Consider the following 26,060-nt stretch of genomic DNA (forward strand, 5'->3'; position numbering starts at 1 on the left):
CCGAGGCACGAGGCTGCGATCGGCTGCGCAGCAGTCGTCAGCTCTCTAGAACGACAATGGGTAGCTCACAATCAACCGCGTCTGGTCAAAGTCGCTGTTGAAGCTGCGCCGGTTGGTGGCGTTGTTCACCCGAATGCTCAAGCGCTGAAAGGTGCCGCTCTGGATGGTGTAGCCCAGCTCGGTGTCACGCTCCCATTCCTTGCCATTGCTGCCCGCAGCCGTGGTCGCGTTCTCGCCATGCCCGTAACGTACCATCGCCAGCAACCCAGGTACGCCCATGGCGGCAAAGTTGTAGTCGTACCGCACCTGCCAGGAGCGCTCGTCGGCATTGCTGAAGTTGCCGTTGAACATGTCGTTACCCAACGTCCGACCACTGCTGCCGTACACCGACATCCACTGGCTGTCGCCACTGACTTTCTGCAACCCCAGGTACAGCGTGTGGCCACCGGTCGCGGCCGACAGCAACGCATACCCGGTACGGCTCTGGATGTCGCCGATACGCGCCTGGCCATCTTCCTTGTCGATGAAGTATCCCAGGTTGGCACCCAGCACCCAGTTGCCCATCGGCTGCTTGTGCAGCAGGTTGAAGTAGCTCTGTTGATAGATGTCTTCGAGCTGTGAATGCCACACACCTACCAGCGTGCGCTGCAGGTTGAATCGGTACTCGGCGCCGGCGTAGTTGAACCCGTCGGAGGTCACCCCTGGCGCCGCCCAGGCCGACAGGTCCTGCATGTCCGAGGAGTTGCGCAGGCTTACTTCACGGTACTGGCCCGCCTGCAGGCTCAGGCCTTCGATTTCCCGCGAATCGAGCATCCCGCCGCGAAATGTCTGCGGCAGCAGGCGACCATCGTCGTAACGCAGCAGCGGAATGTCCGGCATCAGCTCGCCCACCTTGAGCTCGGTGGCGGAGATGCGCATTTTTGCCGCCAACCCGGCCCGGCCGTAGTCGTCTGCCGCGCGCCCGTCGTCATGTACCGGCAATAGTTCCGAACCGCTGACATCACGGCTGCTGTCGAGCTTCACGCCAAACATGGCGATGCCATCGAGGCCAAACCCGACAACGCCCGGGGTGTAGCCCGAAGTGAACTTGAGAATGAAGCCCTGGGCCCATTCGTCAACCTTGCTCTTGGCCGCCCCCGGGTCACGAAAGTCGCGATTGAAGTAATAGTTGCGCAGTAACAGGTCGGTCTTGGCATCCTCGAAAAAGCCGCCGTCCTGGGCCCAGGTCGGCAGGCTCGTGGCCAGGATCAAAGTCGCGGTGGCGACCGAACGCGCCAGGGTGCAAGGAGTGTGGATCATTATTATTGTTCTCCGCTTTTCATGGGCGCAGCCGCTCCCCGACAGGCCAGCCGGGCCCGTCCATCAGAGGCTGCGTAAAAGCCCGGCAAACGCCGGGCAGTACTCAGTGACTCAAGGCATCAGAAGGGATACTGGCGCGGCGAATGCTGCACGCTGATCCAGTGATCACGGGTGAACTCGTCAATCGCCCAGTCACCGTTGAAGCGCCCCAGCCCCGAGTTTTTCTCGCCGCCGAAAGGCGCGTTGGCCTCGTCGTTCACCGGGATGTCGTTGATGTGGGTCATGCCCGCGCGTACCTGCCGGCCAAAGCGCACGGCGCGCTCCAGGTTGTTGCTGAACACCGCACTGGAGAGCCCGAATTCGCTGGCGTTAGCCAGCTCCAGGGCATGGGCTTCGTCACGCGCGCGAATCAGCCCCACCAGGGGACCGAAGATTTCATTGCGGGCCAGGTCCATGTCGAGGGTCACCTCGCCATACACATGCGGCGCCAGCAGGTTGCCGTCTACCCCGCCCTCGTACAGCGGCTCGGCCCCTTCGCGTCGCGCCAGGGCGATCTTTTCCTCCAGGCCCTGGAGCTGACGGGCATTGATCAGCGGGCCGATCACCGTGTCTTGCAGGTTCGGATCACCGACCGCAAGGCCTTTGACCCGCGCGACAAAACGCTCGGCGAAGGCGTCGTACAGGCTGTTGTCGATAATGATCCGGTTGACCGCCATGCAGATCTGCCCCTGATGCAGGAACTTGCCAAACACCGCTGCGTTCACCGCCTGTTCCAGGTCAGCATCGTCCAGCACAACGAACGGGCTGTTGCCGCCCAGTTCCAGGGCCACGTGCTTGAGGTGCTCGCCGCCACTGGCGATTCGGCCGATGCCTCGCCCCACTGGGGTGGAGCCGGTAAAGGTGATCAACGACGGCAGTTCATGCTCGACGAAGGCGTCGCCAATCTCGCTGCCGGCACCGACCACCACGCTGAGCACGCCCGCCGGCAACCCGGCTTCTTCAAAGATCCGCGCCAGCAACAAGCCACCGCACACTGGGGTATCGCTGGCGGGCTTGACCACCACCGCATTGCCCAGCGCCAATGCCGGGGCAATCGAGCGCTGGGTCAGGTGCAGCGGGAAATTCCACGGGCTGATCACCCCCACCACGCCCAGCGCACTGCGGTACACCCGGCTTTCCTTGCCCGGCACATTGGATTCGACAATGCGTCCGTGTACCCGCGCTGGAAACGACGCCGACTCCAGCGCAATGGCCCGCGCTGCGCCCCACTCCAGCTGGGCCTTGAGCCGGGTGCTGCCCGACTCGCGGATGATCCAGTCGATGATTTCGTCGCGGCGCCGGTCGAACACCGCCACCACCTCGTACAGCACCGCCGCCCGCGCCGACGGCCCCAGTGCCGCCCACTGCGGCTGCACCCGGGCGGCCTCGCGGTAGGCGGCATCGAGGTCGTCGCGGTTGGCCTGGGGAATGTCCAGCAGCAGCGCATCATTGAACGGGTTGGTCACGCGCAGGCTTTTGCCGGCAGCGCCGGTGCGCCACTGGCCGGCAATCGGCTGCAGGTGCAGGTCGCTGTAACGAGGGCAGGTATCAGACATGAAATGCTCCTTGGACAGGTAAGGGTCAAACAGTGGGTTTGCTGGCGACTTCAGGCTCGCAAGCCTGCTGCGGCGCACGCACGTGGATACAGACGATGGCCAGCGCGCCGATCACCCCCGGCAGGGCAAAAGCGAGAAAGTTCTGCTGGAACGGCAGCTCCAGCGACAGCAGGCTGCCGCCGAGCATCGGGCCTGCGATGGCGCCCAGGCGACCGATACCGGCAGCCCAACCGACCCCGGTGGAGCGGATATGCGCAGGGTAGGCAATCGAGGCATAGGCATGGATCACCGCCAACGTACCGATGGTGGTGGCGCCGGCGATCAACAACAGCAGGTTCAGCACCAGCGGGCCTGGTTTGAAACCCAGTGCGGCCAACGACAGGGCTGCCAGCACAAAGAACAACGCCAGGGTGCGTTGTACGCCCAGCTTGTCGGCGAGCCAGCCGCCGAACAGCGCGCCCACCGTGGCGCCGATGTTCAGGGTCACCAGGAACGCCAGGCTCGAACCCAGCGGATACCCCCCGTGTGCCATCAGTTTGGGCAGCCAGGTATTGAGGCCGTAGCTCATCAGCATGCACATCGCGAACGCCACCCACAGCAGCACGGTCGCCAGGGCCTGGCCCTTGCTGAACAGCTGCGGCAGGCGTGCCGCACGCACCTGCGTGTCGTTGCCTGGCAGGCGCAATTCGGTGCCGGGACGAAAACCTGGATCAACCTTGACCAGCAATTGATCGAGTTCGGCGCGGCGCCCCTTGAGTTCGAGGAACGCAGCAGACTCCGGCAGGTAGCGCAGCATGAATGGCACCGCCAGCACCGGCAGCACGGCCACATAGAACACCGTCTGCCAGCCCCACTGCGGGATCACCGCAATAGCCAGCAGGGCCGACAGCACTGCGCCCACCGAGTAGAAACTCGACATCACGGTAATCATGGTGCTGCGCCGGCCTTGCGGGGCGAACTCGCTGATCAGGTTCACCGCACTGGGCACCAGCGCGCCCAGCGCCAGGCCGGTAACCAGGCGGCAGGCGCCCAGCTGGATCGGGGTGCTGGCATGGCCGGTCATGAACGCCGCGAGGCTGGCCATCAAGGTCGTCACGATTATCAGCTTGCGCCGGCCGAAGCGGTCGGCCAGTGGCGCCAGCAAGGTTCCGCCAAAGAGCATGCCGAACAGCGCACAGCTGCCCAGGGTCCCGGCCTCGATGGCCGTGAGCTGCCACTCCTGCATCAGGCGCGGCACCACCGAGCCGTAGATCACCATGTCATAGCCATCGAACAGCATGATGAAGCAGCCCCACATCAGGATCAGCAGATGGGTGCGATTGAAGGGTGCAGCGTCGATCACTTCACTGACGGAAGTCGTTTTCATAGCCACCTCTTGTTTTTATTGTTGTGCAGGAGCGGGCCCCTTCAGGGCTCGATGGTTTGCGTGGGCACCTCGATCAACACCGGCCGATTGCCCGCCAGTGCTTCGCTGAACGCACTGGCAAATGCCTCGGCGGTGGCCGCCTGTACCGCTTGCACGCCGTAGCCCTGGGCGATGGCACAAAAATCCAGGCCGGGTACATCCAGCCCCGGTGCATCGCTGACATCGAGCACATCGGCGAACCAGCGCAGGGCGCCGTAGGTGCCATTTTTAAGAATGATGAACACCACCGGGATGTTGTATTGGGCGGCCGTCCACAACGCCGTGATGCCGTAGTTCGCCGAGCCGTCGCCGATGATGCCGATGACGCGCCGATCGGACTTCGCCAGTTGCACACCCACCGCCGCAGGCAAGCCAAAGCCGAGCCCACCGGCGGCCGGGAAGAAATAGCTGCCGGGCTCGCGCATCTCCACACGCTGCCAGAACGCACCGACGGTGGAGGTGGATTCCTTGACGTAAATGGCATCCTTGGGTGCCAGCGCGTTGATCAGGTCGAACACTGTTTCCGGGCGCAGCAGGCCGCCTTCCTCGGCCACCGGTTGCGCTTTGGACAGGGCCACCGGCATGGGTCGATCAACCTGCGGCACGCTGTCGACCAACGCTGCCAGGGTCAGGGCGATATCACCCACCAGGGCATCGCCCATGGGGGCACGGGCAGCCTCCCCCGCGTCGCAGGTGATGTGCAGCAACTGGCATTCGGCGGGCAGGTAGTCGCCTGGGGCGTACTGGTGGTAACGGAACACCGGTGCGCCCACCACCAGGATCAAGTCGTGGTCGGCCAGGCAGCGGCTGATACCGGCAATCGCCGCCGGCAGCACACCCCGGAAACACGCATGACGGGTCGGGAACGGGCACCGCGAGGCCGAAGGTGCTACCCAGGCCGGCATCCGCAGTTTCTCGGCAAGTTGCACCGCAAGGGGGTTGCCGCCGCTGCCATCGACATCCGGCCCCAGCACCAGCACCGGGTTGCGCGCCGCCGCCAGGCGCTCGCACAGGTGCTCAAGCTGCGCCGGTGAAGGCAGGCCGGCGTTGACCACCTGGCGCCGGGCCAGGTGCTCGACCCCGGCAGGCGCTTCACAGGCCCAGTCGTCATAGGGAATCGACACGTACACAGGGCCGCGAGGCGCCAGGCTGGCCATGTGAATCGCCTGACTCAGGGTGCGCGGCACATCCTGCGCCGAGGCCGGCTCGTGGCTCCACTTGACCAGCGGCTTGGGCAATTGTGCGGCGTCGACGTTGGCCAGCATCGCTTCCACGCCGATCATCGAGCGCACTTGCTGGCCGGCCGTAATCACCAGCGGGCTGTGGGAATACCAGGCGTTGGTCAGGGCGCCCATGCCATTACCGGTGCCGGCCGCGGCATGCAGGTTGACGAAAGTCGGCTGGCCGGTGGCCAGGGCATAACCATCGGCCATGCTTACTACCGCCCCTTCGTGCAGGCCGAGGATGTAGCGGAAATCTTCAGGAAAGCCCTTGAGAAACGGCAGCTCGTTGGAGCCGGGGTTACCAAAGATGGTGGTCAGGCCGTGCTGGCGAAGAATGTCGTAGGAGGCGCGGTGAACCGTTTTCATAAAGACCCTTGCAGCTCGTTTTTAGAATGTGGGTTACTTTTGCAGTCACCACCAGATTGATCAAATTGATACTATCTCTATCAAAAATAGAACCTATCTATATCGTTGCGCGTGTTACGAGGCCCCATGAGCCACATTGACCTGAACCTGATCCGCACCTTCGTCACCCTCTTCGAGGCCCGCAGCGTGACCCTGGCCGCCGAGCGCCTGTTCGTCACCCAGCCCTCGGTCAGCTACGGCCTGGCGCGCCTGCGCGAACTGTTTGACGACCCCCTGTTCAGCCGCACCCGCGACGGTATCCAACCGACCTTTGTCGCCGAACAGCTGTACGCTACCTTGCGCGACTCGCTGACCCGCATCGAAGGCGCAGTGCAGAGCACACGCCAGTTCGACCCTGGCAGCACCGAGCGCAGGTTTCGCATCGCCCTTTCCGACCTTGGCGAAATGGGCTTCTTGCCGTTGATCCTGGCGCGCCTCAACCGCGAGGCGCCCCACGCTGAAGTCGAAGTGCTGCCCCTGCAGGTGGACCAGGTCGGCGAGTGGCTGGCCAGCGGCAAGATCGACGCCGCCATCTGCCGCCCGCCCGTTGCCGGTACCCGCAGCCAGGTACTGATGCGTGAGCGCTACGTGTGCCTGTTGAGCCTCGACCATCCACGCATCGACCAGGCCCTGAGCCTTGAGCAGTTCATTGCCGAGCGTCACATCACCGTGACCCGTACCACCGGCCACGGCAGCGTCGAGGATGTGCTGAACGCCATGAGCGTGCAGCGCCGGATCAGCCTGCAGGTACCGCACTTTTCGGTGCTGCCCAAGATCATCCCCGGCACCGACCTGCTTGCGGTGCTACCGGCGCAGATCGCCCGGTTGTTCGTTCAGGAAGGCGGCTTGAAGATGCTCGAGCTGCCGTTCCAGGTGGCCGAGTTCAACGTGTCACTCAACTGGCACCCCAACAGCGACAGCTCCGCCGCACTGCAATGGTTCTGCGCAACCGTCGCCGAGGCGATCATCGACGGCCAGGCCTAGGCACCGGCCATCATCGGCTGCGCCGGTGTGTGAGACGGCTTGAGCAACAGCAGGCAACCGGCAGCCAGCACAAAGACACTGGCAAACACGCCATACAGGTGCAGCGGTTGCCAGCCGCCATCGAGCAGCACACCGGCCACGGTCGGCGACAGGATCGCGCCAATCCGGCCGATGCCGATGCCCCAGCCCACCCCGGTGGCGCGCACCGAGGCGTCGTAGACCACCGGCGACAACGCATAGAGCCCGGCCACGCAGCCGTTGGAGAACAGCCCGATCAACACGCCAAGCCCCAGCGCTGTGCTGGCCGATGAACCACTGCCGACAAACAGCACCAGCAGCCCGGCCGTGATCAACATGAACAACGCCAGCACCCGCCCCAGCGGCCAGCGCGAGGAAAGCCCGCCGATCAGCGCCGCGCCGACGATTCCGCCGACACTGAGCAACACCCCGCCGGTAATACCTTGCTCGGCCGACAAACCTGCGGCCACCAGCAGCTTGGGTGTCCAACTCATGACGAAGTAGAAGCCGAACATCACCAGGAAGAACAACAGCCAGATCAACAAGGTGGTACGGCGCATGGTGGGGGTCAGCAACTGCCGGAACCCGGTGGCGGTATCGGCCTCATGAACCTGCGGCGCTGGCAACTGCGCCAGTGCCGGCTGCCCCAGCCGCAGCGCCAGGCGATTGACCCGCGCCAGCGCATTGTCCGGGCGGCGTGCCAGCAAGAAGTCCAGGGATTCGGGCAGCCACAGCAGCACCAGGGGAATCACCAGCAAAGTGGCAAGGCCGCCAAACAGGAACACCGAGCGCCAGCCCCACTGCCCCAGCAGCCACACCGCCAACAGGCCGCCCAGGGTTGCACCGAGGGCATAGCCGGTGGACTGCAGGCTGACCGCCAGACTACGCCAGCGCTTGCTGGCATATTCACTGGCAATCACGTTGCTGCTGGCAAGGATGCCGCCGATCCCGAGCCCGGTGAGCCCGCGCAACAGGGCCAGTTGCAGCGGGCTCTGGCTCAGTGCCGAGAGCAGCATGCCGACCCCCGACAGCGCCAGGCAGAACAGAATAAGCGGGCGTCGCCCCACGCGATCGGCCCAGGGTGCGATAAACAACGAGCCGGCCGCCATGCCGAACAACCCGGCGCTGAGCAGCAGCCCGATTTGCGCCCCGCTCAGGCCCCACTCGGCAGAAACCGAGGCGGCGGTGAAGGCCATCACCAGCACATCGAAGCCGTCGATCATGTTCAGGAAAATGCAGATACCGATGGCCAGGCACTGGAAGCTGCCCATCGGGCCATGGTCGACGCGGTGCTTGAGATCAAGGCTCATGGGCTCACCTGCAGGCCGGCAGCGACCAGCGGCGAAATCACAGATAGACGTGTGCACACACAAAGCGAGCGGCGCGAACCCTGGCAGTTACGCACCCTTGGTAAGCCATTCATGACTGAACCCTTTTTGTAATTGTTATCGCCTACGGTCGAGAGGGCTCCCGCCGTTGCCAGGGGCTAATCAATCAGATAATGGATCCATAGACAACAGGGCGAATCATGAAACGCCAGTACTATTGACGGTTTAAACTGCCTCATCACATAAGATTGATTTTATTTAAATGATATATATCAGATTCTTATATCGTGTTGTTAAAGTAAATAATTCTGTTCGATTATCGCCCGAGAACGCTGAGGCGTGCCTCGCTGCACGTGACGCTAATGGATCCATAAGAACCGCTGCGACCGCTGCGCGGCCAATCGCAGGCTATCGCCAGCGGCTACAAGCCCTGTAGCCGCTGCCGAGGAAACGAGGCTGCAATCGACTGCGCAGCAGTTGCCGTCAACTCAGCTGGCCGCTCTCCCGCAGCCAGGCTTCGGATCGGCGCAGGCCTTCTTCCAGGCTGACCTTGGGCGCATAGCCAAGCAGGCGCCGGGCCTTGTCGATAGAAATACCCCCCGTGCGCGAGAACATGTACATGGCGTCGGGCGTGATCTCGTCGGCGCGCTTGATCAGTCGGTTGAAATTCCAGAGGCCACGGGTCAGCGCCACGGCCAACCACAGTGGCAAGCTGCGCGGCGCGCCGGAGCGCCCTGCCCAGCGCCAGTGATGGCTGAAAAACGCCTTGCAGCTCACCGATTCGCTGGCGCTGATGTGAAAGATCTGCCCGCGCGCCTGCGCCAGGCCTGCAGCAAGCATCACCCCGTCGAGCAGATCGTCGATGTACACCGGCGTCCAGCGCCCTTCCCCCCGATTGGGCAAGATCAGCGCCCCGGCCTGGGCCATCTTCAGGGGCTCGCTGAGCCACGCACGCGAGCCGGGGCCGTAGACATCCCCTGGACGCACCACGGTGCAGTCGATTTCACCCGCAGCGTGGGCCGCCAGCACCAGGTGCTCGCTGGCCCCTTTGGCCACGCCATAGCGATAGTGATCGCCAATAACCACGTCGCAACGCTCGTCCGCTTGATCGGGGTATTCCCAACCCAGCGCGGCAATCGAGGAAAACTGCACGAAGCGCTGGGCGCCCGCGCTGATGGCGACATCCAGACAATTGCGTACGCCACGCACCGAGACCTCCCGGTACAGGCGCCAGGGCGCGGCCAGAGAAACCACCGCCGCCGTGTTGATGAACAGCTCGCAGCCGCGTGCGTGTTCTGCCCATTGCTGCGGCTGGGTCAAGTTGCCGGCGACGATGGCATTGCTGTCGTCGGCGCGCAGGTCCATGCCGCGCACCTCTGCGCCGAGCGCCTTGTAACGGCGCACCAGCGCCTGGCCGATAAAGCCGTTGGCACCGGTGATGAACACTGAACGCGGCACCTCAGGGGTTTGGCCCTGGGCACCGACCGGCATAACAGGATGGCTCATTGTGTGCGCTCCATCGGTTGTCAAGAAAACAGCACCTGGCTCACTGCACCGACGTTGCCCTGGCGCTAGGTGGAAAGGTGTTGGCATTGGGTGCCAGTCTTGGATAGGCCGCTTATTGGTTCTTGGCATTTACTGCCAGATTTTTATCATTTCGCGCCAGTCGCGCAGATATTCGCAACGGTTGTAGTGCGCCCACTACACACCTTTCGTGCCTCCCCGATACCGCAGAACCGTGCCTCCCTCGACCATGGTGTCCATCACGCCACAGTCGAGGAGAGCCATCATGGGCGCACGAATTCGAGTGATCTGGCACACGGTTGTGCAGGCCTGCGGCGGCACCTGGGCCCGCAACCGCGCAGCCACGGACGGCCGCGCCGCGTTGCTTGCCGCCCAGGAAGATGAAGAAGCCAGGAGCCTGGCCTGGGTCATGCAACTGCATGACCCGAAGAACGTCCGGCAACGCAAGGCGCAGCGCCGGGAGTGAAGCCGTGCCACGACTGCTGTGCGGGCAGCTTCGGATAAGTGGTCAGTAAATGGACGACGCACCAGAGGTTGTACGACTAAATTTAAAGGTCCGCATTGCCAACCCGGCATTCTTGCAGCGGTGACTCCTATGGAAAAGATCGCGAAAAAGTGGATCGGCTCCTCTGTAACCCGCCTGACCGAAGTGGGCCTTGTCACAATCATCGGATGCGTAGGGTCAACCGCCCTCCAGGCCGATGAGGCCTATGCAAAAAATCTGATCAAGAACATGTCCGACTATATGTCGGCGCAGAACAGTCTGTCGTTCAACTACGACACCATTCTTGAAGTTGTCACCGAGGATCATCAACGACTGGCGTTGGCCGGTTCCGGGACGGTTGTCATCAACCGTCCCGACAAAATACGCAGCACCCGCTCCAGCGGCTTTGCCGACATCGAGATGCTATTCGATGGCAAGACGCTGACCCTGGTCGGCAAGGGCAAGAACATCTACTCGCAGCTCGACGTTCCGGGCAGCCTCGACCATTTGCTCGATGTGCTCCGCGACAAGTACGACCGCCCGCTTCCGGGGGCTGACCTGTTCATGTCCGATCCCCAGGCGAAGCTGATGGAAGGCGTCACCGACATCAAAGACCTGGGCAGCGGGGTGATTGGCGGAGTCGAGTGCGATCACCTGGCCTTCCGGAAAAAAGAAGTCGATTGGCAGATATGGATCGCCCAGGGCGAGCGGCCCTATCCCTGCCGCTATGTCATCACCTCCAAGCAGATTGCCGGCGAACCGCAATACAGCATTCAGCTCAGCGACTGGAAAAGTGGTGAAGGTGCAAAGGCGGATGACTTTGTCTTCAGCAATCCTACCCAGGCCAAGAAAATAGAACTCAAGGACTTGCCCAATGCCGAGGACTTGCCGCTCAACTTTGTACGAGGTAAAGCCAAATGAACCTGCTGTTGAAGTCCGGTGGCCTCGTTGTTGTCGGGTTCGTGCTGATGTGCGCGCTGGAAGTGGGCGAACACCTGTCCATTCCGGGGGTTCACAGCCTGGTGCCAGAGGCCCAGGCAGTTGTCGGGCGTCCACTCACCCCGGTGAGTGTTGCCGGGGTGGCCAGACGTACGGCACGACGTAACTAGCGCTCCTGCCTGGTCCTGTAGCCGCTGGCGATAGCCTGCGATCGACCGCGAAGCGGTCGTAATTCAGAGGAAGATCGACAGCACGGCAGTGACACAAGCGGTCAATGTCACTGCCGTTGCGCCAAAAACCAAAGTACCAGCTCGGCTCGGCGGTGCTCGCCCTGGGCTACCCGTTGCTGGCCAGCCTTAACATCCGCCAGATTGCGCGGCCGTTCATAAAAGAGCTGGCCGACTATATTCGCGGCTCGGTGTCACTGGGCATGCACGACCGCTTGAGCGTCGTGTACCTGGAGAGCAGCCGCAGTGCCGCGCCCATGAGCCATCCGCCGGACGTCGGCCTGAGTTATCCCATCGTACCCACGGCGATGGGCCGGGGAGCATCGCCGCCTCCGGGCGTGACGAGCGCACGGCGCTGCTCAACGAGATCAAGGTCAGGACGCCTGAAGACTGGAATGTGTTTTACCCCCGGATCGAAGAAAGCATCCAGGAATTTCAGGCGCGGGGGTTTTGCGTGTCGTACGGCGACCTGCGCAAGGAAATCCACGCCGTGGCCGTGCCCATGCGGGCTATGGGCGACGGCGAGATCCTGGTGTTCAACTGCGGCATTCCCTCGTTCATGCTCAGCGAGGGACAACTGATCAAGGACGTGGGGCCACGGCTGGTATCGATGGTGCGCAGGCACGAGGCTGCGATCGGCTGCGCAGCAGTCGCCATACAGTCGACCGCCCTTGTATAGATCGAACCACTACCGACGCTGAATGTCGGTTGCAGTAAGCAGTCAAATAAAAGGCCCCCACGATGCCAACCAGAGCCAGAGCCACGATCGTCTGCCTGCGCAGTGGCAAGGTATTGCTCGTCAAGAAACGCCATGCCAAATGGAACTTGCCCGGCGGGGCCATCGAAGCGGGTGAAACCCCCTTGCAGGCAGCGCTGCGCGAGCTTGAGGAAGAAACACGACTGCAAGCCGAGAAAATGCTCCAACTCTGCGAGATTGCCATCGGCGACACCCTGCACTACATCTTCTGTCTGCAGGTAGACGACCAGACCAAAGCCATCCCCGCCAGAGAGATCAGCCAATGCCGCTGGGTGCGCAAAAAGTCGCTCAACGGCATCCCCCTGACGCTGCGTGCGGGCAAACTGGTGCGTCGCGAACTACCGGTACTGATCCCCTGAGCGTCGGGCTTTACGCGGGAACACCATAATGCCCATTTCTTTATCGCAAGCGACCGCCAGGCAAGCTGCACTCATGCTGGCGATAGCAGTGGCCATGCTGGCGGCCTCCGGCATCGAGCCCCATAGCCGGGTAGACTGGCTGCTCGAAAACGCCCTGCCGGCAATATTGCTGGTAGGCCTGGTAGTGGGTTGGCGTTATCTGCGCCTGTCGGCCAGCGCATATGGGGCGATCCTTGCCCTGTTGGCTATCCATGAACTCGGCGCCCACTACACCTATGCCAAGGTGCCCTACGAGGCATGGGCCCAAGCGCTTGCCGACCGCTCACTGAACAACGCCCTGGGCTGGGACCGCAACCAGTACGACCGTCTGGTGCATCTGAGTTATGGCGTGCTGTTCTGCCTGCCCCTGCGCGAAGTGCTGCAACGCTGCACCCCCTTACGGGGAATGTGGCTGGCCCTCCTTGCACTCAACGTCGTACTGAGCACTTCGGCGATGTACGAATTGATCGAATGGGTTGGCGGCCAGTACTTGGGAGAGGACCAGGCCAAGGCTTTCCTGGCGACCCAGAAAGACCCCTGGGACGCGCAAAAAGACATGGCACTGGCCGTGTTCGGCGCCTGCATGACTCAGGCCGCGTTGCAGTCCAAGCGCTGGCTGGGGTGCCGCGCCAACGTTTGAACCTGGCCTGGATCGTCCCTACTGCCCCCGCTGAAAATTCAAGGCCCTGCACACACCTAATGATGCGCGTGCAGGGCCTTGATCAGTTCGGCCTTGGTCATGGTCGAGCGCCCGCGGATGTCCTTGCTGCGGGCCTCCTTCATCAGGCTTTGCTTGGTCTGGCTGTCGAGCGAGGCGGTGGAGCTGCGCGCGTGCCCTTCACGGGTCTTGGCAGCACGCTTGGCTGAATCGGAGCGGGCCGTCTTCTTCTCGCTTGTCGACGTGCTCTGGCCCGAACCGCCGGCCTTTTCACCCCCACCCGACTGCTTGTTCACCGTCGCCCAGGCACGGGCTTCGGCTTCGTCTCTGGACACGCCCTTGTTTTCGTAGCGCTGCTCGATGTGTTCGGCCTTGCGCTTCTGTTTGTCGGTGTACTTGGCTTTGCTTCCCCTGGGCATGACGGCATTCCTCTACGGTGTTTCCCGTTGGAGAATGCCGCGCCGGCCAAGTGCCGCACGAGGGATGAACGGTCGTCAGCACGCCGGACCAGGCCCGCCGCCGCAGTACAGCGTTTGCCTAGACAAGTAATCGGCCTGTGGCAGGCACAGCAACACGACCGCACCCGCTGCTTCGCGCGCATGGCCAGGACCGCCCAGCGGAGAAGTCGATGGCGCCGTAGTGGTCCATCGCGGCCTTGACCAGGCGCTCGGCGAAGTCCCGGCCGGTGACGCTGCCTGCGCAGGCCACCGCTTCACCACTTGCCAGTGGCAGCGCCACTGCGCGTCCGATACCACGACCGGAGCCGGTCACCCGTGCGACGTTGCCTTCAAGCATGTTCATTGCGTGTTGCTGTTGCGTTGTTGTTTTCAGGCTCAAACGGCTCAACGGCCCCAGAGCCCGGCGAGATCGCCGGCTTCGAGGGCACCCAGTACCTGTTCGGTATGAGCGCCACGGGTGGGAATCGGTCCAGGGGTGACCACCTGCCCGTCAAAGCGCGGGGCCGGGTGCGCCTGCAGCAGGCCGTCGCGCTCGAAATACACGTCGCGCTCGACCATGTGCGGGTGCTGCGAAGCTTCACGGGGGCTGAGCACCGGGGCAAAACAGGCATCGGTGCCTTCCAGCAGATCGCACCAATGCTCGCGCGGCTGGCTGGCAAACAGCGTTGCAAAGGCTTCACGCATCGCAGGCCATTGCCTGGCGTCCCATTGGCGGGCAAAACGGGGATCGTCCTGCAGGCCGAGCTTGTTCAGCAGCAAGGCGTAGAACTGCGGTTCCATCGAACCCAGGGCGACATAACGGTCATCGGCGCAGCGGTAGGTGGCATAGAAGTGCGAGCCGTCGTGGACGCTCTTGCCACGTTGTTCGTTGAGCAGGCCCCTGCTGCCCAGCGACATCATCAGTTGCATCATGTGTGCCGAGCCATCGACGATGGCGGCATCCACCACGCTGCCCTGCCCGGTCTGGCGCGCCTTGAGCACCCCGGCCAGTACTCCGATGGCCAGGTACAACGCACCGCCGCCGATATCACCGATCAGGGTGATCGGCGACGAGGGTGCTTCACCTGCGGTACCGCTGTGGTACAGCGCGCCCGACAAGGCGATGTAGTTGTTGTCATGGCCGGCGGCGTTGGCCATCGGTCCGTGCTGGCCCCAGCCCGTCATGCGCCCGTACACCAGCCTGGGGTTGCGCGCCTGGCACTGCTCCGGGCCCAGGCCCAGGCGTTCCATGACACCGGGGCGCATGCCCTCGATCAGGACATCGGCACTTTCAATCAGTTTGAGCACCAGCTCGCGACCTTCGGCGGTCTTGAGGTCGGCCACCACCGAGCGCTTGCCACGGTTGAGCGGGTTGGTGGCGGCATTGGCCTCACCGGTGATCGAAGTGGACGTGCCACGCTCCACGGCAATCACATCAGCCCCCAGGTCCGCCAGGTGCATGGCGCAGAACGGCCCTGGGCCGATTCCGCAGATCTCGACAACATTGATACCTTGCAGCATGTGCTCTCCTTAGGGGTGTCCTTGTTGTTATTGGGGGGAACGCTAGCAGAGGATGGCGATGTAATCCTGCCCCCCGCCACGGGTGGCTATGGCCGCCGGAGCAGCGGGCTACTCTGGGCCCGCAATCGCTGGCAATAACAACAAAAGGAAGGAATGAGCGTATGTTCGAGTTACCTCCCCACTGGGCCCTGTGGGCAACCTGCTGCCTCGCCGCACCGGCGGTGGCTACCGCACAAACCCAGGTAGCGCCACCCAACCCGTACCTGGCCCAGTCCTACAACAACCAGACCCATTGGAACGACGGCGCTTCGGACAGCACCTCGATCAGCGTGGCGCGTGGTTCATACAAGATGACCCCGCAAGCCTACCGCGTGGTCCCGAACGAATCGGGCAGCCTGATGCAGTACACCGACAAGGTCGGTGGCACGGATATCTACTGGTACTGGGCCGGGTTCTCCTTGCGCAAACTGAAGATCGACGACGACTTCAACTTCAAGGAAATCGCCCGCGTCGACCTGCCGGTCAAACTACCCAACTACACGCCGGTGTCCACCGAGAAACGCCTGGAGCAAGCCGCCCAGGCCCGTAAGTTCCTCGACGCCAAGGATGAGAAAGGCCTGCTCGACTACATGCAGTCGCAGCCCAACCGCATGCTGACGGCCACCACCGACCAATTGCTGGGCGGCGCCATCTACTCGCTGCTGACCCGTGACAACGCCTTCATCGGCGCCAGTGCCCGCCGGGTGTTCCGCATCGACCAGAATGACGCCAAAGACCCTGCCTCGGGCATGAAACTGACCCACGAAGTGCAACTGCCCGACGCACTGTTCGACAACGAAAAGACCAAGCGCAGCGTCGGCATCCCGATGGACACTGCCTTTGGCATGGGCATGACCCTCAACGGCTACCTGGTGGTCAACACCATGGGTGGCACCGTGGCGACCCTGGACCGCACCACGCTCAAGCTGATCGACACCTACCGCATCGAAGGTAATGACGAGGTGTTCCTCAACTCCTTCGCCACCGGCCCTGAAGTGGATGGAGGCGCGGTATATGTGGCCTCCAACCAGAACATGTATCGCCTGGTGGTCGACAAGAACGGCAAGCTCCACGCCGACGAAGCCAGTGGTGCCTGGAAAGCCCCCTACGAGCGCGGCCCGCGCTTCACTGCAGTCAAAATCGGCGATGGCACCGGCTCCACCCCTACCCTGATGGGCTATGGCCCGGACGAAGACCAACTGGTGGTGTTCACCGACGGTTCGAAAAAGATGAACCTGGTCGCCATGTGGCGCGACAAGATTCCGGCGGGCTGGAAACAGAAGCCGGGCACCCTGTCGCCACGGGTTGCCGACCAGCGCCAGGTTGACCTGGGTGACGCGATCCCGACCGTGCAGTCGGAGCAATCGGTGGCGGTGTATGACGGCCATGCCTTTGTGGTCAACAACATTCCGGCACAAGACAAACCGGCGCTGGCCAAATCGGGCTACTACGTCACCATGCTCAACGGCATGACCCGCCCGGCGGCCAAGGGCGTGGCAATGCTCAAGTGGGACAGCGCCAAGGACCAATGGACCACCCTGTGGACCCGCACCGACGTCGGTTCGGTCTCAGTGGTGCCAATGATCAGCGGTGGCAGCCGCATGGCCTTGATCAACGGCGTGTACACCGCGCGCCAGGGTGAGGGTTACCACATCGGCATGGACCTGGACACCGGCAAGACCGTGCTGGAAATTGCCACGGGTAGCGACCCGGTGTTCAACGGCATGTATGCACCGATCAAAGTCGATGCCCAGGGCCGCTTGATGTATGGCATGGCCTTCGGCCTGGTATTGATGGACACCAACCGCATGCAGAAAGTCGAGCAGGTTGCCAAAAGCCAGTAAGCCACACCCTCGTTGACCAAACGCCCGGTGCCCAACACCGGGCGTTTTGCATGCCTTGTGGGCGCTGGCTTGGCGGCGATGGGCCGGTGCAGCTAGCCGATCAAGGGGCGCGGCCGATTGCCAGCAAGCCCCGCTCCCACCGTTCAAGCGCGGGGCGCATTAATCGCTCAACTGGCTGTCAATGACAATGCTGCCACTGAGCAGTTTGTGTACCGGGCAGGCATTGGCCACGCCCAGCAGTCGCTCGCGCTGGGCAGCATCGAGATCACCGTGCAGCTCGATTACACGCTTGATCTCGGTGCGCATGGGTGCGCTCTTCTCTTCCTTGATGATGTCCAACTGCACATGCACGTGCTGCAGCGGCCACTCCTTGCGGCGGGCATACATCGACAGGGTAATCGCGGTACACGCACCCAAAGCCGAGAGCAACAATTGGTGAGGGTTCGGGCCACTGTCGTGGCCTCCAAGCGCCTCGTTCTCATCGGCCAGCCACTGGTTCACGCCGGCGGACAGGTTGACGGTGTAGGGAATCTCTCCCAGTTCGGCATGCACGGTCGAATCGGTCATTTACGGGGGACTTCCTTGGCAATGGCCAAACCAGAAGGGCCTGGCGCGAGTGTCTTAACACTAGCGTCAGGCCCTCTGTCTGTGAAGTCACAATCACGATCTGCAGCGTCCTGTGGTTAGAACAGCTTGAGGAAGTTGAAGTACAGCCGCGGCTCCTTGCCGTTGTGATCCTCCAACGCTTCGGCCGACACCGAGCGAGTCAGCGGGAACGCCAGTTCAGGCGACAGGTACATGTCCTTGGCAACCTGGAAGTGGGCGCCGAAACCTGCCGACGACAGGCTCTGTGAGCCGAAATAGTCAGGGCTGTTGTTCCACACCTTGCCCACGTCCCAGAAACCGTAGTATTGCGTGGGCACGCGGTAGTCCTTGACCTGGTGGGCGGTGTTGTACTGCAGTTCGACCTTGCCCGCGATACCGTTGTCAGCAGCGACTTCCGAAGGGTCGTAGCCGCGGCCGAACTGGCTGCCGCCCACACCGAACTGCTCGGGTGACAACAGCGCATTGCCGAAGGCCGTCTGCCCTGTAAGGGCCAGGTACAGGTTCAGCCCTTCGAGCACCTTGCTCAAGTCCTGGATGCGCTGGGCGTCGTATTGCAGCTTGGTGAAGTCGGTCTGGCCGCCCTCACGCGAAGGGTTGGCGCGACCTTCGTCACTGGCGCCAAGCACGTCCAGGCCCTTGCTCACTTCGGCCTTGAGCAGGTTGCGGCCACCGTACTGGTCGGTGAAATCCCAGCTGGCGCCCAGGCGCAGGGCACGAATGCGGTCATCGCTGGACGGCGCCTGGTCGGGGTCGTCCAGGTACTCGGCCTTGCCGTTGAACCAGGTGAACGCCGCGGACGTCTTGAAGGTTTCGGCACGGCTACGAATCCAGGGGTGGGCGATGCGCACGGCCAGGGTATCGCCACTGCTGTTGGCATTGAGGAAGTCGAAGGTGTCGGCGTTGCCATCGTTGTGCTGGGCGAGCACGCTCAGCACCGTGCCCTGACTGCCCAGCGGCAGTTCGTACTGGCCTTCGTAGAAGGCCATCTTGTCGCCTTCGACCGAACGTCCAAGGCGCAGCGACAGGTGATCGCCCAGGCCCAGCGGATCGTTCACGCCGATCCCGCCATACACCTGCCAGGGCCCGAAGTAGCGACTGTCGCGGTTATCGAAGCCGATGAAGCCTTCCCAGCGGCGCAACTCGTTGGCAACGTCCAGGTCGGTCCCCTGCCCCACGCTCGAAGGTGACAGCACCGCCCGGCTGTCCAGGCCCGAGAGGTCGTTCATCAGCAACAGGTTGCGTTCCAGGGTCTTGCCGGTCAGTGGCGCTTCGTTGCGAATGTTCGCAGCATAGCGTTCCACGGCCTTGTTGCTGGGCCCGCTGATCTTGACCTGGTTGACCTTGCCTTCGACCACCTGCAGGCGTAACAGGCCCTTGTCGACCTTTTGCGCAGGGACGAAGGTGCGCACCAGTAAAAAGCCGTCGTCGCGGTAGCGCTGGGTGATCTGGTCGGTCACGGCGTTCACCTCGCCGAGCGTTACCTGGCGACCTTCGAGCCCCTTGAGTACGCTGGCAAAGGTACCTTGAGGGTAGTGATCGGCACCTTCGAGCATCACCTTGCGGACTTCAAAGCGAGTGCTGCTGGCGGTCAATGGTCGTGGTTGGGCAGGAGCCTGCACCTCGGGCGTCTGCGGCGACACCCGGGTAGGCGACAGCTCCAGGCTGCCTGGCATCTGCACCGCCGGACTGCGCCGACCGTCGGGACCGGGGGTTTCCACACGACCTGGGTCCAGGCCGCTCAGTGGCGCTGCCAGTACCGGTTGAACCGCCAGGGCGACGGCAATGCACAGGGCCAGGGCCGATTTTTGCGCGAAAGTGTTCATGATTACTTGCCTCCTTTTTGAGGCTGTTCCAGGTGACGGGGGATCACACTGCGGTTCCAGTCAGGGATCTGGAATTTGCCGTCTTTGAGTAAGCCGTTGGCATACGTCAGCACGTCGGAGACGTCTGGCAGGCGGTCCTGCTTGTCGCCGTAGGCGCGAGGCTTGCACACCAGCTGAACGTCGTAAGTGCGGGCAACCGCCGGGGTTACCGAGTAGTTCGCAACCACCGCCGACGGGGACTCCAGGGCGGTGCAGCGTTCGCTGCCCGGTGCCTGGGCGCTGATTGCAACGCCCTCTGCCCGGGGCTGGGGCGGTGTTGGCGGTGCTGCCGAGTCGCTAGGATCAGGCAGGTTGGCCGGTGCGGGTACGTCACCCGGCACGTCACCCGGTACATCAACAGGTACATCGGGCGGCACCATGGGCCCGGTAATGGTCAAGGTGCCGTCATAGAAGGTCACCTGGTAGTTGGCACCGGCATCGATACCGTTCTGGCGAATGGCATAAGGCCCCACGGCTTCACCCGGATCACGCTTGAGGCCCACCGCGACCGAGTCGTTGTACTTGAGGCCTTCGACACTGTGGGTCAGCGCAGGATCGGCCTGGCCCTGGACCTTGGTCTTGTCATCGGCACGGATCACCAGGGGCGCCGGGGTAATGGTCAGCACGCCGTCCTTGAAGGTCAGGCTGTAGTTGCCGCTGGTACTGCGCAATTCGCCTTGGCCGATCTGGTACTGGCCGACGTTTTCGCCGGCGCGGGTGCCGGCACCGGCGCGTGCCAGAGCACCACCGTTGAGCAGTTGATCCGGGGTTTCGTCAAACTTCTGTCCGCTCATGTCGTAACCCAGGTGCGGGTCGCTGTCGCCATAGACCTTGCTCTGGTCACGGGCGGTAACGGTCAGGGGGGCCGGAGTGATGCTCAGTACACCGTCGCGCACTTGGGTCTGGTAGCGCTGGTTGACGAAGTCACCGGTGCTGGCAGTACCGCTGATGGCATAGCGGCCAACATCGGAGCGCTGGGTAGCGTTGGTCTGTGGGGTCAGGCCGAGCGCAAAGCGTGGGTCGCCCAGTTGCTCTCCCACATACTGATCGAGTGCCTGCACGGCCTGGGTGTTGCTGTCGGCCGGGTTGGCCAGCACCAGGGGTCCATGGCTGAAGGTGGGATTGGCATCACCATACTGGCGGCTGGCGTCGTCGATCTGCACGGCCAGCTTGGCCTGGTTGGCGTTGAGTTTGACGGCATCGGCACTGGCGTCCTGGGTTTCCAGGAAATGCACCCGCGCCCGCTCCAGCAGCGGCCCGGAAGGCGCCTTGCCATCCTTGGGCTGTGCCCAGGCCTGGTCGTTCATCAGCCAGGCCAGCACGCCGTCCACGCGCGTGACCTTGTCGCCCAGAGCCACCAGCAATTGCTCGGAGGTGCCGTCCTGGCTGTTGTGCTGGATCTCGCCCTGGTTCATGGCGCCGCCGATGGCGTAGTCGTCCACGCCCCAGCCTGCGTCGGTGCCATTGCGAGGGTCCTTGGCGACCATCACTACGCCCTTGTAGGCGTCCAGGGCAAAGCCGACCGGCAAGTCGCCCACCTCGACGCCGTTTTTCTCGACCCGGGTCAGCGAAGTCTTGCCGGTATCGGGCATCAGTTTCCAGTGGTCGCCGTGGCTGTCGGTGAAGCTCAGGCCGTTGACCAGGTAGTCGGAGCTGTCCAGGTAGTTCATGAGGATGTTGGGGTCGATGGGCTGGCCGTTTCTATCGACGAAACCGGCAGCTTCGAACACCAGGTAATCGAAGCGCTGACCACCCTGCTCCAGGGTCACGTTGACTGGAGAGTCCACCCCGGACGCGGGCGATGCCGTGACGTCTTGATAGCCCACGTACTTGATCTGCTGGGCGCTGACGCCACTCATGCTTTCACCCGAATAAGGCGCCACCACGGTACCGGTGGTGGTCGCGCCGCTGGCGTTGGTCTGGTTGAAATGGAACACCCCGTTGCTGGCCTGGCCGGCCAGGATGCCGGCGTGGTTCAGGGAGCTGTCGAGCAGGACGCTGGCGCCCTGCACGGCCACTTTGGAACCGATCAGCGCCGTGTTGGCATCCTGGATCACCGAGGCGGTGTTGGCGGTCTTGATCCAGATGGTGCCGTTGCCGACATCGATGATCGCGCGCTTGCCGTAGGCAGCAGCGCCACTGTCGGCCGGGGTCGAGAGGTCGTTCAGGCGTACATCGCCGGTGGCAGCGACGTACAGGTTGCCATCCTTGAGCAGGATCGGCGCGTTGATATGAACCGAACCGCTGTCATTGCGCTTGGCCTTGTCCAGCGCAGTGCCGCTGCCCTGGCTGTCGTAGTCGGTGACGCTGCCCACGGTGCCACTGGCAATCAGTGCAAGGGTCTTGCCGCTACCCACTACCGGCGCAACGATCGGGGCGTTGACGTTGATGCGCTCACGGGCCTCGATACGTACATCGTTGTTGGCCAGGCTGTTGGCGATCACGGCGTTGCTGACGTTGTCACCGGTGGGCACCTCGACGATGTCGATGCGGTCCGGGTCCAGCAGCCACAGGCCCGATTGAGCGCCACCGGAGGCATCCACCGCGGCGTCGCGAGTGACACTCAGGCGCTTGCCCGAGGTTTCCACCACGCCCCCCTTGATGCCGCCCTTGGCACTGGCCTTGCCGGCAAACTCGGTGCTGCCTGAAGACCACACCACGACCTTGCCACCTTCGCGGGCGCCGTCGGCCTTGAGCTGGGCACCCTTCTCGACCCGGGTAGCCTGGGCAGCCTGCTCGGGGCCTTTGCCCTGGAAGCTGCCACCGATCAGGGCAGTGCCGCCGTTGCCAGCGCTGCCGGATACATCGACCTGGGCACCGCTGGCCAGGGTCACCCGATCACCCAGCACACTGATCTGGCCACCGTCACGGCCCTTGGCCGACAGATTACCGCTGACCTGAGTCTGCTCGGCGTTGCCCAGCACGATGGTACCGCCCTGGTTGCTGACCGAGTCGGCAATCACGGCGCCACCGACACTGATCACCGAATCCAGGTGCTTGGCGGCGCGTTGGGCACTCATGGCTACCACGCCTTCCCCGACCTCGATCTGTCCGCTGTTGCTGACACCGCCCTTGAGGCTGGGATCGACGCTATTGGCCTCGGCCGGGGAGCCGTCAACGGCCAGGCTGATCAGGCCATCGCCATGAAAGTCGAGGGTGGCCTTGGGGCCCGTGGCGAGGTTGACCTGGCCTTTGCGCGCCTGGATGACACCGGCGTTCTCGACCTGGGCCCCGAGCAGCGCCACGGTACCGTTGTCGAACACGCTGATCTTGCCGTCGTTGCGCACCAGGCCTTTGAGCTGAATGTCCAGCTTGCCGCCGTTGGCAAACTCACGTGCCTGCTCATCGGTGATGACTCCAGCACTGGCCAGCAAGGCACTGGTCGATACCCGAGAATTGGGGCCAAACCAGATGCCGTTGGGGTTGAGCAGCAACACCTGACCGTTGGAGGTGAGCACGCCCATGATCTTCGACGGGTCGCTGCCGATGACCCGGTTCAGGGTCACCGAGGTGCCGTCGGGCTGCTGGATATGCACCTTGTTGTCAGGGCCGATGCTGAACTTCTGCCAGTTGATCCCGGTGCGCGGGGTACTGGTGTCGATCTGCAGGGTGGACCCGCTCTGGTTGATGGAGCCTTGGCCCGAAATTACCTGGCCACCCTGGGGCAGCTCATCGGCGAACAGTTCATGGGGGGCCATGGCATCGCCTGCTGCCAGGGCAATGGCCAGGAACAATGGCGTCAACGCCAGGCGCTGGGGGCTGCTGAGTCGGGTGGATCGTTTCATGGACCAGTCTCCTCAATCTACGCAGCGAAGCGGCTGCGGGGTTGAGGCAATCATTGGCCGTGCGGGGAGTGCCGAGGGATCAGGGGATCATGAGAGTGATGTAGGGGATGCACTACAGACCGGGAAAAGGGTGACTCAATGCTGTTGCCTCTGCCGCGCACTCAACAGCCGTGGCCGCTTCGCGCCCAATCGTAGCCTCACGGCAGCGGCTACGACGTGGCCTGGGGCAGGCGCAGGCGCAAGGTCAGGAGGTTGCCGCCCTGGGGCGGCCAGTGCCAGCGCAACTGCCCGCCCATCAATTGCGCCAGGCGCTCGCACAACACCAGCGCCGGCTCCAGGCTATCGCTCGGGGCATTGAGTGGTGCATCGGGCGGCTGCGGACCGATCCGCAACTCCCAGAGCATTTCGGCATGCCCCAACAGTGCGCTGCTGGCCGTTACTTGCAAGGGCGCCGCCACCCACTGCCCACAGTGCCGGAGCAATAGGCCGACAATCTGCTGGTAGCGCTCACGATCGACCCAGGCTGGCGACGGTGCTTGCGGCGCCTGCCACTCGGCACTCAGGACGCCGTCGGCGGTGACCGCCTGCAGTGCATCACGGGTCAGGCGCACCAGGTCGGTCGCCCGCGGCCTGAGCAACAAGGTCCCACTCTCAAGGTCCGCCAGGTCCAGCAGTACGCCGATGCGGTCAAGTATCTGCCGCGTGTCTTGCCGCGCCTGTTGCAAGGCCGCGCTGTCTTCAAAGGTGGCGGCCACCTCGTGCAAGCGACTGGCGATCATTTCCAGCATGTGCCGGAACTCCTCGCCAACCCGGTGCAGAAACATCAGGCGCGCCCGCCTCACCGCCAGGTTCTGTTCGTTGGCATGGGTCAGGCTGATCAAAGCCTGTTCGTGTTCAGTCATGTCGACGAAGGAGCACAGCATGCCCACCAGCACCCCTTGTGCATCCCGGTACGGCGCGCCCCAATGATGCAAGGCAATTTTCCGGCCCCGGTCGTGCAGCACCAGTTCCAGGCTGTAGGGCTGCTGCGCTGCGGCCGCTTGCAGGTACTGCTGGTGAAACTGCAGGGCCTCCTGCGGGGGCACGCGTTCGCTGTCGATGACCCGCTTGCCCACCGCTTGCTCAAGGGTGGTATCGAGTACTTCCAGGAAGCGCCGGTTGCAGGTCAGCAGGTAGCCTTCGGCATCGCGCAGGCACACCGGCATCGGCATGGCCTCGAACAACGCGTGAAAGTACTGGTCGCGGCTTTCGTCGGGCAAGGCGCCGGCGGTGGCCGGCAGGCGTTCGAGCAAGCCACCGCGCCAGGCGATTTCCAGCAGTTCGGCAAGCGAGCCGGCATTGAGCTTTTGCAGCAATCGCGCCTTGTAGGTACTGACCGTACGGTCGCTCAGGCTCAGTTCGTCGGCGATGTCCTTGTTGCTGCGACCATTGACCAGGTACTGCAGCACGGTACGCTCCCGAGGCGACAAGTTGCGCAGTTGCTCGTCTTCGGCCTGCAGGCCTTGCGGTGCAGCAACGCTGCCCAGGCTTCTGACCGGGAACCACGCCCGGCCGCGCAGCAAGGTGCGCACGGCATCGCCGAGCTCCTCCACCGCTTCAAGCTTGCTGACGAAGCCCGAGGCGCCCGCCTGCAGGCACAAGCCGGCAATGTGCTCGGTGCATTGCGCGGTCAGTACCAGGGTGCGGGTGGGGCTTTGCCGTTGATGCAGGCGGCGGATCACTTCCAGCCCGCCCAGCCTGGGCAGTGCAAGGTCCAGGATCAGCAGCTCGGGCTCCAGGGCCAGCGCCTGCTGCAGGGCTTCGGCGCCGTTGTCCAGGGCCGCCACCACCAGGTGGCCTTGGGCATCGAGCAAGGCTTGCACGGCGGCGCGCAGCAAGGGTTGCTCGTCTGCAATCACGATTGTGTGCATGGCCATCGCTCCTGCGAAGTATCCGCTACAGCGTAGTGCATGGCCTTGCATTCGCAGCGCCGGGCGCGGTGCTCACACCCCCGGCGCCTCAGTGGGTCAGGCGAGGAAGGAGTAGAGAATCGCCGACAGGGTAATCAGGCCGATGGAATGTATCGCCATCATCTGGAACGTGGTGGAATTAAAAGTTGGAGCGGGAGGCTCCAACTTTTGGCCAAGGTATATTATACCGGCACAGCTACTTCAATAAGCCGATGCCCCATGCAATGAACCCGCCATGCTGGATCTGAATTGAGCGCCCCAGTGGCCATCTACACTTGTAATAATGTAGAAAGAGTCAAACGTATGACCAGGAATAGGTGTTCCAGCTTTATCCAGACGCGTGAACGAAAGCGCGACATGATACTTGTTTGCATTGCCTTTCCCGTCACTGCCGGACTGAACAACATACCGGTAATTCCAACGTGTATTTTCCCATCCAATGGCCTTGGAAAGCTGTTGCAAGTTCTGGTCTTTTGCATACGCCTCAGGTGTTTCCCAAACAGTGACTTGGTTACCCGACATACGCACGTGTGGGTAGTTCAATGTCTTGGCCCACGCCCGTTCATCTTTAGCGTTGAATGTGGTTAAGAATCGGTCCAGCGCCTGACAGGGAACATCAAACGCCTGGCTATAATTCCCCTTCGCATCTTTTGCACAGCTATCGGGCAAATGCGTTTGAGCAGGCGCTGCAAAAACGTGGGTGGCGGCCATCCCAGCAGCCAAAAACAACGATGCTTTCATTACAGGCTTCATATTTATTCCTTATTATATTT

At 63.0% G+C, this 26,060-nt stretch carries 22 protein-coding genes and 1 pseudogene; 9 read left to right on the top strand and 14 right to left on the bottom strand.

Features of this window, described 5'->3' with window-relative positions:
* Positions 1-45: 45 nt before the first annotated feature.
* From H621_RS0126360 to mdlC, 4 genes are all read right to left on the bottom strand, one after another.
* Positions 46-1,299 (bottom strand): OprD family porin, encoded by a 1,254-nt coding sequence (locus H621_RS0126360; RefSeq protein ID WP_028946247.1) that lies wholly within the window; start codon positions 1,297-1,299, stop codon positions 46-48.
* Between the two features lie 119 nt (positions 1,300-1,418).
* Complete coding sequence (locus H621_RS0126365) at positions 1,419-2,894, bottom strand: aldehyde dehydrogenase family protein (protein ID WP_028946248.1); 1,476 nt, start codon at positions 2,892-2,894, stop codon at positions 1,419-1,421.
* 25 nt (positions 2,895-2,919) lie between these two features.
* A complete protein-coding gene (locus H621_RS0126370) occupies positions 2,920-4,260 on the bottom strand; it encodes an MFS transporter (protein ID WP_028946249.1) in 1,341 nt (446 codons plus the stop codon).
* Positions 4,261-4,301: 41 nt separating this feature from the next.
* Positions 4,302-5,888 (bottom strand): benzoylformate decarboxylase, encoded by a 1,587-nt coding sequence (mdlC, locus tag H621_RS0126375; protein ID WP_028946250.1) that lies wholly within the window; start codon positions 5,886-5,888, stop codon positions 4,302-4,304.
* Positions 5,889-6,014: 126 nt separating this feature from the next.
* Between mdlC and H621_RS0126380 the strand changes: the two genes are divergently transcribed.
* A complete protein-coding gene (locus tag H621_RS0126380) occupies positions 6,015-6,911 on the top strand; it encodes a LysR family transcriptional regulator (RefSeq protein ID WP_028946251.1) in 897 nt (298 codons plus the stop codon).
* Here H621_RS0126380 and H621_RS0126385 read toward each other — a convergent pair.
* Together H621_RS0126385 and H621_RS0126390 are read right to left on the bottom strand one after the other, a co-directional pair.
* Positions 6,908-8,239: an MFS transporter gene (locus tag H621_RS0126385; protein WP_028946252.1), complete on the bottom strand. Its 1,332-nt coding sequence runs from the start codon at positions 8,237-8,239 to the stop codon at positions 6,908-6,910. The two genes, H621_RS0126380 and H621_RS0126385, sit on opposite strands and share 4 nt — an antisense overlap.
* A gap of 501 nt (positions 8,240-8,740) precedes the next feature.
* Complete coding sequence (locus tag H621_RS0126390) at positions 8,741-9,763, bottom strand: NAD-dependent epimerase/dehydratase family protein (RefSeq protein WP_158259250.1); 1,023 nt, start codon at positions 9,761-9,763, stop codon at positions 8,741-8,743.
* 283 nt (positions 9,764-10,046) lie between these two features.
* Between H621_RS0126390 and H621_RS0126395 the strand changes: the two genes are divergently transcribed.
* From H621_RS0126395 to H621_RS27665, 7 genes and pseudogenes are all read left to right on the top strand, one after another.
* Positions 10,047-10,247 carry a hypothetical protein gene (locus tag H621_RS0126395; protein ID WP_028946254.1) on the top strand — a complete coding sequence of 67 codons (201 nt, stop codon included), beginning with the start codon at positions 10,047-10,049 and terminating at the stop codon, positions 10,245-10,247.
* Positions 10,248-10,265: 18 nt separating this feature from the next.
* Positions 10,266-11,186 carry a DUF2092 domain-containing protein gene (locus tag H621_RS0126400; protein ID WP_245219135.1) on the top strand — a complete coding sequence of 307 codons (921 nt, stop codon included), beginning with the start codon at positions 10,266-10,268 and terminating at the stop codon, positions 11,184-11,186.
* Positions 11,183-11,374, top strand: a complete 192-nt coding sequence (locus H621_RS0126405; protein WP_028946256.1) for a hypothetical protein — start codon at positions 11,183-11,185, stop codon at positions 11,372-11,374. Before H621_RS0126400 ends, H621_RS0126405 begins: the two co-directional genes overlap by 4 nt.
* A gap of 104 nt (positions 11,375-11,478) precedes the next feature.
* Positions 11,479-11,688, top strand: a pseudogene (locus H621_RS29370) (IclR family transcriptional regulator); the annotation flags it as partial.
* Positions 11,689-11,828: 140 nt separating this feature from the next.
* Entirely contained in the window at positions 11,829-12,110 is a 282-nt protein-coding gene (locus tag H621_RS29070) for an IclR family transcriptional regulator (protein ID WP_028946257.1), read from the top strand.
* A gap of 62 nt (positions 12,111-12,172) precedes the next feature.
* Entirely contained in the window at positions 12,173-12,547 is a 375-nt protein-coding gene (locus H621_RS0126415) for an NUDIX domain-containing protein (RefSeq protein ID WP_028946258.1), read from the top strand.
* Positions 12,548-12,575: 28 nt separating this feature from the next.
* On the top strand, positions 12,576-13,226 hold the full coding sequence (locus H621_RS27665) for a DUF2238 domain-containing protein (protein ID WP_051270752.1): 651 nt from the start codon (positions 12,576-12,578) through the stop codon (positions 13,224-13,226).
* 56 nt (positions 13,227-13,282) lie between these two features.
* Here H621_RS27665 and H621_RS0126425 read toward each other — a convergent pair whose 3' ends face one another.
* The 3 genes from H621_RS0126425 to H621_RS0126435 all read right to left on the bottom strand — a co-directional run bounded on the left by H621_RS0126425 (position 13,283) and on the right by H621_RS0126435 (position 15,202).
* Positions 13,283-13,663: a hypothetical protein gene (locus H621_RS0126425; protein ID WP_028946259.1), complete on the bottom strand. Its 381-nt coding sequence runs from the start codon at positions 13,661-13,663 to the stop codon at positions 13,283-13,285.
* Between the two features lie 118 nt (positions 13,664-13,781).
* Positions 13,782-14,045: a Rossmann-fold NAD(P)-binding domain-containing protein gene (locus H621_RS0126430; RefSeq protein ID WP_028946260.1), complete on the bottom strand. Its 264-nt coding sequence runs from the start codon at positions 14,043-14,045 to the stop codon at positions 13,782-13,784.
* A gap of 41 nt (positions 14,046-14,086) precedes the next feature.
* On the bottom strand, positions 14,087-15,202 hold the full coding sequence (locus tag H621_RS0126435) for a CaiB/BaiF CoA transferase family protein (RefSeq protein ID WP_028946261.1): 1,116 nt from the start codon (positions 15,200-15,202) through the stop codon (positions 14,087-14,089).
* Between the two features lie 161 nt (positions 15,203-15,363).
* Here H621_RS0126435 and H621_RS0126440 point away from each other — a divergent pair, with 161 nt between their 5' ends.
* The gene (locus H621_RS0126440) at positions 15,364-17,085 is read left to right on the top strand and encodes a hypothetical protein (RefSeq protein WP_028946262.1); all 1,722 of its coding nucleotides are present in this window, start codon (positions 15,364-15,366) and stop codon (positions 17,083-17,085) included.
* 159 nt (positions 17,086-17,244) lie between these two features.
* Here the strand turns inward: H621_RS0126440 and H621_RS0126445 are convergent, their stop codons facing one another.
* From H621_RS0126445 to H621_RS28360, 5 genes are all read right to left on the bottom strand, one after another.
* Positions 17,245-17,652 (bottom strand): OsmC family protein, encoded by a 408-nt coding sequence (locus H621_RS0126445; RefSeq protein ID WP_028946263.1) that lies wholly within the window; start codon positions 17,650-17,652, stop codon positions 17,245-17,247.
* A 116-nt stretch (positions 17,653-17,768) separates the two neighbouring features.
* Positions 17,769-19,514: a ShlB/FhaC/HecB family hemolysin secretion/activation protein gene (locus H621_RS0126450; RefSeq protein WP_028946264.1), complete on the bottom strand. Its 1,746-nt coding sequence runs from the start codon at positions 19,512-19,514 to the stop codon at positions 17,769-17,771.
* A 2-nt stretch (positions 19,515-19,516) separates the two neighbouring features.
* The gene (locus tag H621_RS27670) at positions 19,517-23,338 is read right to left on the bottom strand and encodes an MBG domain-containing protein (RefSeq protein WP_051270754.1); all 3,822 of its coding nucleotides are present in this window, start codon (positions 23,336-23,338) and stop codon (positions 19,517-19,519) included.
* Positions 23,339-23,547: 209 nt separating this feature from the next.
* A complete protein-coding gene (locus H621_RS27840; protein WP_051270756.1) occupies positions 23,548-25,248 on the bottom strand; it encodes a response regulator in 1,701 nt (566 codons plus the stop codon).
* A gap of 240 nt (positions 25,249-25,488) precedes the next feature.
* Positions 25,489-26,040 carry a hypothetical protein gene (locus tag H621_RS28360; protein ID WP_084168062.1) on the bottom strand — a complete coding sequence of 184 codons (552 nt, stop codon included), beginning with the start codon at positions 26,038-26,040 and terminating at the stop codon, positions 25,489-25,491.
* Positions 26,041-26,060: the final 20 nt, after the last annotated feature.

This window comes from Pseudomonas vranovensis DSM 16006 (genome assembly GCF_000425805.1).
Taxonomy (GTDB): Bacteria; Pseudomonadota; Gammaproteobacteria; order Pseudomonadales; family Pseudomonadaceae; genus Aquipseudomonas; species Aquipseudomonas vranovensis.

Coding starts and splice junctions, on each gene's coding strand:
- H621_RS0126360 (WP_028946247.1), bottom strand. CDS start 1,299: ATGATCCACACTCCTTGCACCCTGGCGCGTTCGGTCGCCACCGCGACT.
- H621_RS0126365 (WP_028946248.1), bottom strand. CDS start 2,894: ATGTCTGATACCTGCCCTCGTTACAGCGACCTGCACCTGCAGCCGATT.
- H621_RS0126370 (WP_028946249.1), bottom strand. CDS start 4,260: ATGAAAACGACTTCCGTCAGTGAAGTGATCGACGCTGCACCCTTCAAT.
- mdlC (WP_028946250.1), bottom strand. CDS start 5,888: ATGAAAACGGTTCACCGCGCCTCCTACGACATTCTTCGCCAGCACGGC.
- H621_RS0126380 (WP_028946251.1), top strand. CDS start 6,015: ATGAGCCACATTGACCTGAACCTGATCCGCACCTTCGTCACCCTCTTC.
- H621_RS0126385 (WP_028946252.1), bottom strand. CDS start 8,239: ATGAGCCTTGATCTCAAGCACCGCGTCGACCATGGCCCGATGGGCAGC.
- H621_RS0126390 (WP_158259250.1), bottom strand. CDS start 9,763: ATGAGCCATCCTGTTATGCCGGTCGGTGCCCAGGGCCAAACCCCTGAG.
- H621_RS0126395 (WP_028946254.1), top strand. CDS start 10,047: ATGGGCGCACGAATTCGAGTGATCTGGCACACGGTTGTGCAGGCCTGC.
- H621_RS0126405 (WP_028946256.1), top strand. CDS start 11,183: ATGAACCTGCTGTTGAAGTCCGGTGGCCTCGTTGTTGTCGGGTTCGTG.
- H621_RS0126415 (WP_028946258.1), top strand. CDS start 12,173: ATGCCAACCAGAGCCAGAGCCACGATCGTCTGCCTGCGCAGTGGCAAG.
- H621_RS27665 (WP_051270752.1), top strand. CDS start 12,576: ATGCCCATTTCTTTATCGCAAGCGACCGCCAGGCAAGCTGCACTCATG.
- H621_RS0126425 (WP_028946259.1), bottom strand. CDS start 13,663: ATGCCCAGGGGAAGCAAAGCCAAGTACACCGACAAACAGAAGCGCAAG.
- H621_RS0126430 (WP_028946260.1), bottom strand. CDS start 14,045: ATGAACATGCTTGAAGGCAACGTCGCACGGGTGACCGGCTCCGGTCGT.
- H621_RS0126435 (WP_028946261.1), bottom strand. CDS start 15,202: ATGCTGCAAGGTATCAATGTTGTCGAGATCTGCGGAATCGGCCCAGGG.
- H621_RS0126440 (WP_028946262.1), top strand. CDS start 15,364: ATGTTCGAGTTACCTCCCCACTGGGCCCTGTGGGCAACCTGCTGCCTC.
- H621_RS0126445 (WP_028946263.1), bottom strand. CDS start 17,652: ATGACCGATTCGACCGTGCATGCCGAACTGGGAGAGATTCCCTACACC.
- H621_RS0126450 (WP_028946264.1), bottom strand. CDS start 19,514: ATGAACACTTTCGCGCAAAAATCGGCCCTGGCCCTGTGCATTGCCGTC.
- H621_RS27670 (WP_051270754.1), bottom strand. CDS start 23,338: ATGAAACGATCCACCCGACTCAGCAGCCCCCAGCGCCTGGCGTTGACG.
- H621_RS27840 (WP_051270756.1), bottom strand. CDS start 25,248: ATGCACACAATCGTGATTGCAGACGAGCAACCCTTGCTGCGCGCCGCC.
- H621_RS28360 (WP_084168062.1), bottom strand. CDS start 26,040: ATGAAGCCTGTAATGAAAGCATCGTTGTTTTTGGCTGCTGGGATGGCC.